We start from the raw sequence: 10,691 nt of genomic DNA on the forward strand, positions 1-10,691 counted from the left end.
CAGGGCCGCGACACGACGCGCCTTGCCTGTGAATTCTCCCCCCGGCCCCTAGGGGAACTTCACTACGAACAGGGCTGTTGGGGGGACGTCTTTAGCCAAGCCTGCCGCCTGCGACGAGTGGCTTACCAACAAGCGGCGAGACGCGAGGGGAACCCCTATGACCGCTCTTAAGAGAGGGCTGCTGAGCTCGTCCGTCTGCGCGGGAGCGGCGTTCGCGGCCGCCATGACCATTGCGCCGCTCGTCCGCGCGCAGGATCTGCCCGAACAGCAGGACCAGCCGCAGGAGGAGCAACAGTCCGAGGTTGAGGAAATCGTGGTCACCGGCTCGCGCATCCCGCGGCCGAACCAGACCTCGCCCACCGCCGTGCAGGTGGTGACGACGCAGTACATCGAGCAGACCGGCTCCATCAACACGGGCGACATCGTCCGCACCCTGCCGGGGACCGGCGTTTCCTCGATCACGCCGACCAATTCGGGCTTCGCCACCAACGGCAACGCCATCACCACGGTCGACCTGCGCAACCTCGGCGAAGACCGCACCCTGACCCTGGTCAACGGGCGCCGGTTCGTGCCGGGCGTGGTCGGCACCCAGGCGGTCGACTACAGCACCATCCCGACCGGGCTGGTCGACCGGATCGACGTGATCACCGGCGGCGCGTCGGCGGTCTACGGCTCGGACGCCCTCGCCGGCGTGGTCAACATCCTGACCCGCAACGACTTCGAAGGCTTCCAGCTCAACGGCCAGTACGGCATCAGCGATCGCGGCGACGGCGTGCAGTGGAAGGTCGCCGCCCTGGCCGGCTCGCAGTTCCAGGACGGCCGCGGCCACGCCGTGATCAACCTGGGCTACGACCACGTCGGGCCGATCCGGGCGCGCAGCCGCGGCGACGAGGGGATGGCGATCGACGCCGTCAACGCCGTGACCCGCACGGGCGACCCCGACGACCTGAAGGGCCAGATCACCGGCGTGTTCTCCTCGTTCATTCCCGAGGGCCGCTTCCTGATCCCGATCGGCTCGGAGAACGCCACCGGCGTGTTCAACGACGGTCAGGTGTTCCCGTATTCGAACGCGGCCTTCGGGTTCAACCGCCAGGAATTCCGCCTGCTGCAGGTGCCGAGCAACCGCATCTCGACCTGGGGCGAGTTCGCCTACGACATCACCGACAACATGCGGTTCTTCTCGGAACTGGCCTACATCCACACCAACGGGGATTCGCAGATCGAGCCGACCCCGCTGGGCAGCGACCAGGTCTATTTCAACGACCAGGGCTTCGGCGCCCTGCCGAGTTGCGAGGACTTCGACGGCGACGGCGACACCGAGTGCCGGTTCGGCATTCCGCTGACCAGCGCCTCGATCCCCGAGCAGGTCAAGCAACTGGTGCGCGACGCCAACCCGGGACTGACCGACGCGGACCTGGTGGTCGGCTTCGCACGTCGCACGCCCGAGGTCGGCAACCGCGGCAACGAATTCAATCGCGACACCTTCCGCATGGTGTTCGGGGTCGAGGGCGATCCGGTCGAGAACATCCACTACGAAGTCAGCATGAACTACGGTCGTACGGACGACGACCAGACTTCGACCGGCGACATCAACACCGACCGCCTGCGCGCGGCGCTGGACACCGTGGTCGACCCGGCCACCGGCAACATCGTCTGCGCCGACGTCAATTTCCGCGCCCAGGGCTGCGTGCCGATCAACATCTTCGGGCTGAACTCGATCACGCCTGCAGGCGCCGCCTTCATCCGCGCCCAGACCAGCCGTGACGCGGCCATCGAGGAGTGGGTGATCAACGGCTTCGTCACCGGCCACTCCTGGGAACTGCCGGCCGGCGCGGTGGAGTGGGTGGCGGGCTCCGAGTACCGCCAGGAGAAGTCGCGCGACATTCCCGACCCGCTGACCCAGGCGGGCGCCACGTCCGGCAACGCCACGCCGGCCACCGTCGGCGAGTTCAACGTCTACGAGTTCTTCGGCGAACTGCGCATCCCGCTGCTGGCCGACATGGCCTGGGCCCAGTCGCTGGACCTGAACCTGGCCGGGCGCTGGTCCGAGTATTCGACCGTCGGCTGGACCCAGGCCTACGCCGCCTCGCTCGAATGGCAGGCGACCGACTGGGCCAAGCTGCGCGGTCAGTATTCCAAGGCCGTGCGCGCGCCCAACATCAGCGAGCTGTTCCAGCCCGCCCAGCAGGACTTCCCCTCCGTGGTGGATCCCTGCGCCGGGGTGACGGTCACGGGCGGCGGCCAGGCGGCGTTCTTCAACGAGCGTCAGAACATCGACGATCCGGCCTCCGTGCTCGCCAGCGGCATCGACGCCAGCACGATCGGCGACCCGATCGCCCAGGCCTGCCTGTCGGATCCGACCGTCGCGGCGCGCGTCGCCCGCAACGGCGGCTTCTCGCAGACCCAGTTCGAGGTGCAGGGCGTCTCCGGCTTCGACACCGGCAACCCCGACCTCTCGGCCGAAACCGGCAAGTCCTGGACCTTCGGCGTCCTGTTCAACCCGAAATTCTATGACTGGCTGTCGCCGCTGTCGGTCTCGATCGACTACTACGACATCAAGATCGACGACCGCATCCAGGCCATCGACGAGCAGGAGCTGCTGAACAACTGCTACGGGCAGGCGTTCGACCCGAGCAACATATTCTGCTCGTCGATCGTGCGCTTCAACACCGGCCCGACGCTCGGCGCCCTGCAGTTCGTCAACCAGAAGCAAAACAACGTCGCCGAGACCACGGCCAAGGGCATCGACGTCCAGGCCAGCTACACCTTCCAGTTCAACGACTACTTCGAGAGCTCGACCGACTGGGGCTCGCTGGTGGCCAGCTGGAACTACACCTGGGTCGACGAACTGGAGACGGTGCCGCTCGCCGGGGATCAGCCGATCGATCTGAAAGGCACGATCGGCGCGCCGGAAAACGCCTGGCTGCTCAACCTGGTCTACAGCCGTGATCAGCTGACCGTGGCGTGGACCACGCAGTACATCGGCAAGTCGAAGATCACCAACAACTCCGACGACATCTTCTTCGGGGCGGAAATCGGCGGCCGGGCCTTCTCCGACATCCAGGCCCGCTACGACTTCAACGACCAGTCGACCATGTTCGTGGGGATCAACAACATCTTCGACGAGTTCGTCAGGGTCGGCGGCACGGACGGCAGCGCCGGCCAGGCGACCGGCTGGACCACCTTCCCCGACGTCTACGACGGGGTCGGCCGGTTCTATTACGCCGGGGTCAAGCTGCAATATTGACGCGGGCTCGGGAGCCTTTTCGCTCCTGAGGCGTTTAGCTTCACGCCAATTCCTCCTGGGCGGCGTGTATGCCCCCAGCCCTTCAAGGCGGCTCCTCACGGAGCCGCCTTTCTTTTTGGCGGCGGGCCGTCAGGCGGCCCGCCTTGCCGGGCACGGCGGGCCGTCAGGCGGCCCGCCTTGCCGGGCTCAGGATTGCGCGTCCATCAGGGCGGCGAAGCGCTCGAACAGATAGAGGCTGTCGGTCGGCCCCGGGGAGGCTTCCGGGTGGTGCTGGACGCTGAAGATCGGGCGGTCCTTCACCTCGAGGCCGCAATTGGTGCCGTCGAACAGCGAGACGTGGGTCTCCTGCACGGGCGCCGGCAGGCTGTCGCGGTCCACGGTGAAGCCGTGGTTCATCGACACGATCTCCACCTTGCCGGTGGTCAGGTCCTTCACCGGGTGGTTCGCGCCGTGGTGGCCCTGGTCCATCTTCACGGTCTTGGCGCCCAGCGCCAGCGCCAGCATCTGGTGGCCCAGGCAGATGCCGAACACCGGCTTGCCGCTCTCCACCAGCTTCTTGATCTCCGGCACGGCGTATTCGCCGGTCGCGGCCGGGTCGCCCGGGCCGTTCGACAGCAGGATGCCGTCCGGATTGCGGGCCAGCACCTCTTCGGCCGTGGCGGTGGCCGGCAGCACGGTGGCGCGGGCGCCGACGCTGGTCAGGGCGCGCAGGATGTTGCGCTTCACGCCGTAGTCGAGGACCACGACCTCGTACTTCGGCTGGCCGGCTTTGGCGTAGCCTTCCGGCCAGGTCCACAGGCCCTCGTCATAAACGAACGGCTGCAGGGTGGTGGCGTCCTTGGCCAGGTCCAGGCCGACCAGGCCGCTCCACTCGCGGGCCTTGGCGACCAGGGCCTCGAGGTCGAACCTGCCTTCCGGGTCGTGGGCGATGACCCCGTGCGGCGAGCCGTTCTCGCGGATGCGCTTGGTCAGCGAGCGGGTGTCGACGCCGGCCAGGCCGACGACGCCGCGGCGCTTCATCCAGCCCTCCAGGTCGCCCTGCGAGCGGTAGTTGGCAGGCAGGGTCGGCAGGTCGCGGAAGATCGCGCCCCGGGCCGAGGTCTCGCCGCCCTGGCCGATCTGCTCCACGTCTTCCAGGTTCACGCCGACATTGCCGACGTGGGGGAAGGTGAAGGCCAGGATCTGGCTCATGTAGGAGGGGTCGGTCAGGATTTCCTGATAGCCGGTCATGGCGGTGTTGAAGACCACCTCGCCCAGCGCCTCGCCGGTCGCGCCGACGCCGATTCCCTGCAGGATCGTGCCGTCGGCCAGGGCCAGCACTCCGGTCGCGCCGCTCATGAGTTTCGTCGTCATCGCAGCGTCTCCTCGGAAATCACACCAGGCTTGCAAAAAGGCGGGCCGAGGTCTTTCCCGGCCCGCCGCGCAAACGGTCGCGTAGGTAGTGATTCAGACAGACGCGGTCAACGCGTTTTCGGTCGCAGACCCGGAGCGAAACGGGTGAGCGCTCAGCAGGCCTTCGAGTTGTACAGGTCCATCAGGTAGTCGAGGCGCTGGTACATCGGCTGCAGCGCCATGGCGTCCTGCGCGAAGGCGGTCATCTGGTCGGCCATCTTGCGCTGCGCCGCGCTCGCCTGCGCCTCGCGGGCCATGGACAGGGCCTGGCCGCCGAACGGGACCAGACTGGCCAGGCTGGACGCGACGGCCCCGCCGCCCCGCATCGCCCCCATCTGGTCCTTCACGCTGTCGTTCATGGCCTCGGCCTGACGGGTCTGTTCGGCCTGGAGTTCGGCGTTCAGGCCGTTGACCTCCTGGAGCAGGACTTCGCAGGTCTTCGCGCGGTCGCCGGCGCGGATCACTTCATAGGGCGCAGGCGCGGCCGCCGGATCGGTCGCCGCCATTGCGAGGAAGAGCAGGGCCGCCAGCATGATTCGAACTCCGTGCGTCGCGCGTTCGACGTCAGCCTGCCCGTCGGTCGGCGCCTGGGCGCGGCGGCTGCGGCGAACCCGGCCCGGGGCGCGGCGAAACCCGCCGCCGCGCCTAACCGAATGTTCACTGGCGGGCGGCGGCGGGGCGCGGCAGAAAGCTTGGCGGAATGCTCTTCACGTCGTCTGGAGGCCCCGGCCGATGCTTCAGTTGCGTCCCAATTGCGAGTGCTGCGACCGCGACCTGCCGCCCGCGACCCAGGCGTTCATCTGCACCTTCGAGTGCACCTTCTGCACCGACTGCACCAACCGGCGCTTCGCCGGCGTCTGCCCGAACTGCAGCGGCGAGCTGGTGCGCCGGCCGGTGCGCCCGCCCGCCGCGCTGGAACGCTTTCCGGCGTCGACGGAACGGGTGACCAAGCCGCACGCGGGCTGTAAAGCCGGCTGATGCTCACCATCCGCGCCGCGCGCCCCTCAGACGCGCCCCTCGTGCTTCAGCTCGTGCGCGAGCTGGCCGACTACGAAAAGCTGCTCCACGAGGTCGTGGCCACCGAGGCCGACGTCGCCGCGGCCCTGTTCGCCGAGGGCGCGCGCGCTTTCTGCGACATCGCCGAGGTCGACGGCGAGCCGGCCGGCCTCGCCCTGTGGTTCAACAACTTCTCGACCTTCCGGGGCCGCCACGGGATCTATCTGGAGGACCTGTTCGTGCGGCCGGCCTTCCGCGGGCGGGGAATCGGCAAGGCGCTGCTGGCGGGTCTGGCCAAGCGCTGCGTCGAGCAGGGCTATGCGCGGCTGGAATGGGCCGTGCTGGACTGGAACGCGCCGGCCATCGGCTTCTACGAGGGCCTGGGCGCGACCGTGCTGCCCGACTGGCGCGTGTGCCGCCTGACCGGTGAGGCCCTGGAGGCGCTGGGCCGCGCCTAGGCGCTCAGGCGCCCCCGAGCGGCTTGCTTCCCGGCGGGAAGGCGCGGCTCAGGGCGTAGTTGGCCAGCAGGTGCCGGGTGTCCGGAGACGCGTCCGGCACGCCCAGTAGTTCACGAAGTTTCGCCATGGGAACGCGCCATCCGGGCTTGTCGCCGGTTTTGATCGCGGTCGCGAGGCGCGTCTGGGCCTCGGCGCCGAGTGCATTCCAGGCCGCGTCGAGACGGGCTGGGGTGAGCCCTTCTTCAGCTTCGAGGTGACGTTCGCTGTGGGCGCGCTTGGCCGTCGTGAACAGCGTCCAGACCCCCACCTCAGACTCGCCGTCCATCGACAGCCCGCAAGCCTCGGCGGCGCGCGCCATCGGCTTCTTCGTCAGATCATCCAGCATTTCGTCGAACTGGAGCGGAGGCGCCTCCAGCAATGCCGCGCGGGTCTGCGGCTCCAGCCGCTCCCACAGGCACGTGCCGTCCGCAACGGTCCACAGGGGGCCAAGAGGCGGAATTTCGACAGGAGTCGGTGTGATCGGCAGGACCACGCGGGATTTCTCCGCCGCTGTCGCGCCCGTCGCGCAGATGGCGGCCGAGACCGCCATGACCAGCATCCACGCAAGTTTCATTCGCCCCCCGACGCATCGCCCGACGGGGAAGCTAGATCGGCAGGGCCTCCGCGCGCCAGTGGGCGCCTCAGAGCGATTGCTCGGCCACAGTCGCCGCCCGCCGCCGGGTCAGGGCCGAGATCGCCCACAAGGGCGTGGTGGCTAGCAGCACGACGCCGGTGACCTTCAGCAGGTCGGGGTCCGAGGCCGCGATCGCCCAGGCCGAGAACAGGGCGCCGGCCAGGGCCAGCAGGCGTGCGCCCCACCGCGGTCCGGGCTGCGCAATAGCGCTCGCGAAGCGCACCAGGGCCAGGGCGCACAGGCCGTAGACCACCATGAACAGCACGGTGGAGACGTTGATCAGCACCTCGAACTGTTCGCCCAGGGTGGGCGAGGCGGACAGCACCGCCGCGACGGTCATGAGCGCGGTGGTCACCAGGATGTCGCGCACCGGCGTGCGGCTGGGCTCCACCTCGCTGATCGCGCGCGGCAGGAAGCCCTCGGCGGCGGTGGCCCGGTTGGTCTCGGCCGCCACCAGGATCCAGCCGCCCAACGTGCCGATCGCCTTGACCAGGGCGCACACCGCCACCGCGCCCCCGATCGTCGGGCCGGCCAGCCTGGTCACCGCGTCGGCGAACGGCGCGGTCGAGGTCGCCAGCTCGCCGGCCGGGATGATGCCCATGATGGCCACGGTCGCGGCCATGTAGACCACGGCGGCCAGGGCGACGCCGCCCAGAGCGGCTTTGGGAATGTCGCGCTGCGGGTCGCGCACGGCCGCGGCGGCGACGTTGGCGCTCTCGAAGCCGAGGAAGGCCCAGAACACCGGCACGACCGAAGCGGGGATGATCTGGCCCAGCGGCTTGCCCGACGGGTTCCACGAGCCGGTGAACACCTGCGGGTCGAAGTCGATCGCGCCCAGCACGATCACCGCCAGGATCGGCAGCAGGCCGATCAGCAGGGTCAGGCCCGACAGGCGCGCCACCAGGCGCGGGCCCAGCAGGTTGGCGCCGGCCAGCAGCCACATGGCGCCGATGGCGGCGGCGGTGGTCGCGACCGGGCCCTTCAGGGCCGGCACGAAGACGGCGAGATAGCCGACCACGGCGAGCGCGATGGCGACATTGCCGACCCAGCTCGACACCCAGTAGGCCATGGACGAGGCGAAGCCGAACGGCCGGCCCAGCCCGTCGCCGGCGTAGGTGGCGATGCCGTTCACCGTCGGGCGCAGCATGGCCAGGAGCGCGAAGGCCCCGGCCAGCACCAGGCCGCCGGCGGTGGCCGCCAGCCAGGACAGCACGCTGGAGGAGCCCACCGAGGCCAGGGTGGCCGGCAGCAGATAGACGCCGGAGCCGATCATGTTGCCGGCCACCAGCAGGGCGGCCAGGAACGGCCCGATCTTCTTGGTCGTCGTCATCGCCGCCCCCTGGCGTGTCGTCAGTGTCAGTCCACCAGGCAGCCGCCCTCGGCGAAGCCCGGCTCGGTCTCTTCAGCCGCCGGGTGCGGCCGGCGCGCGTGCGCCTGCGCCACCTGGGCCTGGAACCAGGCCACGGCGTTCTCCTGGCGCGGCGACAGGGCGCCGAATTCGTAGACCCCGGCGTCGAGGTTCTGCTGCACCTTCTCGCAGATCCAGGCGTCCTCGGCCGTCAGCCGGTCCGAGGCGGCCAGGGTGTCGTCCATCGGCTCGTCCGCATGGTGCAGGTAGAGGTAGTCCAGCCGGGTGCGGCCGAAGCCGTCCGGGCGCATGTGCTCGATCATCAGGCCGCGGCGGTAGACGTTCACCGCCAGGTTCGGCCAGACCCAGGCCCACAGGCCCTCCTGGGTGCTGCCCTCGGCCGAGGGCACCTCGTGCACGGCGATCTGGCCGTCCATGCGCACCTGGTAGGCGGCGCAATCGACCTCGGCGGCCAGCGTCGGGTGGACCGCGCTGATGTGATAGCCCTCGAGATAGTTCTCGACGTAGACCTTCCAGTTGCAGCCCAGGCTGTGGCTGCGGCGCATGTCGGCGGCCGGGATCTCGATGTTCCGTTCGCGCCACAGGGCCTCGAGCGGCTGCAGCGTGTCCATCAGCGGCGCGGCGTCGGCGTCCAGGTTCACGAACACGAAGCCGCGCCAGGTCTCCACCCGGATCGGGAACAGCGGGAAGTTGCGCGGGTCGAAGCCTTCGGCCGCGCCGAAGCCGACCGCGCTGCGCAGGCGGCCGTCCAGGGTGTAGCGCCAGCCGTGATAGCGGCAGACGAACTCGCCCTCGCACTTGCCGGCGCTCTCGCCGACCAGGGGCCCGGCGCGGTGGCGGCAGACGTTGTGGAAGCCGTTCAGCGCCCCGTCCTTGCCGCGCACGACCACGACCGGGAAGCCGGCGATCGAATCGGCCAGATAGTCGCCGGTCTCGGCGAGATCGCGCTCCAGCCCCAGGAACTGCCAGCTTTTCGCGAACACGCCGTGGCGTTCGCGCTCGAAGGCTGCGGGACTGCGATAGAGCTCGGCGCGGGCGGTGGTCAGCATTCGCGATGTTCCGCACGCCTGTGGGCGCGGGTCAACGTGGACAAACTGTACCGTAGGCGTATGAACTCGTTCGAGATGTCGGGGGCCGGCGTGCGAGACTTGATCGCATTGCGGACGGGGGCCGCCTCGGGGAATGATCGCCGGTGCGATTCGATGATCGATTCCTTGACGAGCTGAAGGCCCGCCTCCGTCCCTCGGAGGTGATCGGCCGCAGCGTGAAGCTCAAGCGCCAGGGGCGCGAGTGGGTGGGCCTGAGCCCCTTCACCAAGGAAAAGTCGCCGTCGTTCTACGTCAACGACGACAAGGGTTTTTACCACGACTTCTCGTCGGGCAAGCACGGCGACGTGATCTCCTTCCTGCAGGAGACCGAACGGCTCAGCTTCCGCGAGGCGATCGAGCGGCTGGCGGCCGAGGCCGGCCTGCAGCTGCCGGCCGAGGACCCCCGCGCGGCCGAGATGGAGCACAAGCGCCAGGGCCTGCAGGACTGGCTGGAGCTGGCGGCCAAGTATTTCGAGGCCGAGCTGAAGCGCCCGGGCGCCGCCGACGCGCGCGCCTACCTGGCCAAGCGCGGCCTGCCTGAGGACCAGTGGGGCCGCTTCCGCCTGGGCTATGCGCCGGCCGGACGCACGGCCCTGAAGGACGTGCTGGTCCAGCGCGGGGCCAAGCCCGCCGAGCTGGTCGAGGCGGGCCTGCTGATCTCGCCCGAAGGCGGGGGCCAGCCGTACGACCGCTTCCGCGACCGCATCATCTTTCCGATCGTGGACGGGCGCGGGCGGGTGATCTCATTCGGCGGCCGGGCCATGAACGCGGACGACAAGGCCAAGTACCTGAACGGTCCGGAGACCTCGCTCTTCCACAAGGGCCGCAACCTCTACGGCCTGCCCGAGGCGCGGAAGATCCTGGGCTCGGGCGCGGACGACGCCGCGCCGGTGGTGGTCGAGGGCTACATGGACGTCATCGCCTGCCAGCGCGCGGGCGTGGCGGCCGTGGCGGCGATGGGCACGGCCCTGACCGAAGAGCAGATGGAGCTGCTCTGGCGGATCCACTCCGAGCCGGTGCTCTGCTTCGACGGGGACAAGGCCGGCCTGCGCGCCGCCTTCCGCTCGATCGACCGGGCCCTGCCGCAGCTGAAGGCCGGCCGCTCGTTCCGCTTCTGCCTGCTGTCTGGCGGCCAGGACCCCGACGACGTGCTGCGCGACAAGGGCGCGCTGGCCCTGCGCGACCAGCTGTCCGACACCAAGCCGTTCGTGGAGGTGCTGTTCCAGCGCGAACGCGACGCCGAGCCGTTGGACACGCCCGAGCGCCGGGCCGGGCTGAAGAGCCGCCTGCGCGCGGTCGCGGCCGCCATCCAGGACAAGGATCTTTCCGAGCAGTACCGCAACGACCTGTTCGCCCGCTTCGACGGCCTGTTCCCCCGCGACGTTTCGCCCGGGGCGGCGCCGGCCGGCCGGGGGCGCGGCGAGTGGCGGCGCGGCGGCGCGCCGGTCCTGTCCGGGCCGTCGGAAGG

The 10,691-nt window shown here is 69.6% G+C and carries 9 protein-coding genes; 4 read left to right on the top strand and 5 right to left on the bottom strand.

The features are described 5' to 3' along the window. Positions 1-157: 157 nt before the first annotated feature. Positions 158-3,247, top strand: coding sequence for a TonB-dependent receptor (locus G3573_RS07535; protein WP_163260471.1), 3,090 nt, complete (start codon positions 158-160; stop codon positions 3,245-3,247). Positions 3,248-3,433: 186 nt separating this feature from the next. Here G3573_RS07535 and carA read toward each other — a convergent pair whose 3' ends face one another. Both carA and G3573_RS07545 read right to left on the bottom strand, forming a co-directional pair. Then, a complete protein-coding gene (gene carA, locus G3573_RS07540; protein ID WP_163260472.1) occupies positions 3,434-4,600 on the bottom strand; it encodes a glutamine-hydrolyzing carbamoyl-phosphate synthase small subunit in 1,167 nt (388 codons plus the stop codon). A gap of 152 nt (positions 4,601-4,752) precedes the next feature. Beyond that, positions 4,753-5,172: a hypothetical protein gene (locus G3573_RS07545; protein WP_163260473.1), complete on the bottom strand. Its 420-nt coding sequence runs from the start codon at positions 5,170-5,172 to the stop codon at positions 4,753-4,755. Positions 5,173-5,371: 199 nt separating this feature from the next. Between G3573_RS07545 and G3573_RS07550 the strand changes: the two genes are divergently transcribed. Together G3573_RS07550 and G3573_RS07555 are read left to right on the top strand one after the other, a co-directional pair. Then, positions 5,372-5,617: a DUF1272 domain-containing protein gene (locus tag G3573_RS07550; RefSeq protein WP_163260474.1), complete on the top strand. Its 246-nt coding sequence runs from the start codon at positions 5,372-5,374 to the stop codon at positions 5,615-5,617. Next, on the top strand, positions 5,614-6,093 hold the full coding sequence (locus tag G3573_RS07555; RefSeq protein WP_163260479.1) for a GNAT family N-acetyltransferase: 480 nt from the start codon (positions 5,614-5,616) through the stop codon (positions 6,091-6,093). Before G3573_RS07550 ends, G3573_RS07555 begins: the two co-directional genes overlap by 4 nt. A 4-nt stretch (positions 6,094-6,097) precedes the next feature. On the opposite strand, the gene G3573_RS07560 is transcribed toward G3573_RS07555, so the two are convergent. From G3573_RS07560 to G3573_RS07570, 3 genes are all read right to left on the bottom strand, one after another. Beyond that, entirely contained in the window at positions 6,098-6,706 is a 609-nt protein-coding gene (locus G3573_RS07560; protein WP_163260475.1) for a hypothetical protein, read from the bottom strand. 67 nt (positions 6,707-6,773) lie between these two features. After that, complete coding sequence (locus G3573_RS07565; RefSeq protein WP_163260476.1) at positions 6,774-8,096, bottom strand: amino acid permease; 1,323 nt, start codon at positions 8,094-8,096, stop codon at positions 6,774-6,776. A 26-nt stretch (positions 8,097-8,122) separates the two neighbouring features. After that, positions 8,123-9,184 carry an SRPBCC family protein gene (locus tag G3573_RS07570; protein ID WP_163260477.1) on the bottom strand — a complete coding sequence of 354 codons (1,062 nt, stop codon included), beginning with the start codon at positions 9,182-9,184 and terminating at the stop codon, positions 8,123-8,125. Between the two features lie 143 nt (positions 9,185-9,327). Here G3573_RS07570 and dnaG point away from each other — a divergent pair. Continuing rightward, positions 9,328-10,691: DNA primase (gene dnaG / locus G3573_RS07575; RefSeq protein WP_163260478.1), on the top strand; the 1,364-nt coding region annotated here is incomplete at its 3' end.

The organism is Caulobacter sp. 17J65-9 (genome assembly GCF_010975005.1).
GTDB lineage: Bacteria > Pseudomonadota > Alphaproteobacteria > Caulobacterales > Caulobacteraceae > 17J80-11.

Excerpts from the sequence above, each read along its gene's own strand:
- G3573_RS07535 (WP_163260471.1), top strand. The coding sequence starts at position 158 with ATGACCGCTCTTAAGAGAGGGCTGCTGAGCTCGTCCGTCTGCGCGGGA.
- carA (WP_163260472.1), bottom strand. The coding sequence starts at position 4,600 with ATGACGACGAAACTCATGAGCGGCGCGACCGGAGTGCTGGCCCTGGCC.
- G3573_RS07545 (WP_163260473.1), bottom strand. The coding sequence starts at position 5,172 with ATGCTGGCGGCCCTGCTCTTCCTCGCAATGGCGGCGACCGATCCGGCG.
- G3573_RS07550 (WP_163260474.1), top strand. The coding sequence starts at position 5,372 with ATGCTTCAGTTGCGTCCCAATTGCGAGTGCTGCGACCGCGACCTGCCG.
- G3573_RS07560 (WP_163260475.1), bottom strand. The coding sequence starts at position 6,706 with ATGAAACTTGCGTGGATGCTGGTCATGGCGGTCTCGGCCGCCATCTGC.
- G3573_RS07565 (WP_163260476.1), bottom strand. The coding sequence starts at position 8,096 with ATGACGACGACCAAGAAGATCGGGCCGTTCCTGGCCGCCCTGCTGGTG.
- G3573_RS07570 (WP_163260477.1), bottom strand. The coding sequence starts at position 9,184 with ATGCTGACCACCGCCCGCGCCGAGCTCTATCGCAGTCCCGCAGCCTTC.